This is a genomic window from Brevibacterium daeguense (assembly GCF_021729135.1).
Taxonomy (GTDB): Bacteria; Actinomycetota; Actinomycetes; order Actinomycetales; family Brevibacteriaceae; genus Brevibacterium; species Brevibacterium daeguense.
The window spans coordinates 1-352 of the sequence record NZ_JAJTWW010000054.1 but is presented as its reverse complement, the minus strand read 5'-3'; the positions used below and the strand labels follow the sequence as shown (position 1 = coordinate 352).

The window sequence follows — 352 nt, the reverse complement described above, 5'->3', positions numbered from 1 at the left end:
TCGGCCGGCACGGATTCGCCGGTGATGGTGGCCTCGTCGACGCCGCCGTTGCCGGTGATCACCCGACCGTCGACGGGCACCTGCTCACCGTTCTTCACGAGCACGACGTCGCCGGGGACGAGTTCCCAGATCTCGACGGTCTCCGGCTCGCCGTCGCGCAGCACGGTGGCGGTCTCCGGGGCGGCCTCGACCAGGTCCGACAGCGCCTTGCGGGTCCGGTTGAGGGTGGCCTTCTCCAGCGCCTTGCCGAGGGCGAAGAGGAAGGTGACGGCGGCGGACTCCCAGTAGTTCTGGATGAACAGGGCGCCGGTGGCGGCCACCACGACCAGCAGGTCGATGGAGATCATCTTGA

General features: G+C 69.0%; 1 protein-coding gene. It reads right to left on the bottom strand.

The window, feature by feature from the left end:
* Nucleotides 1-352, bottom strand: a 352-nt coding sequence (locus LXN01_RS16030) for a P-type ATPase actuator domain-containing protein (RefSeq protein WP_439098463.1), incomplete at both ends; no start/stop codon positions are given.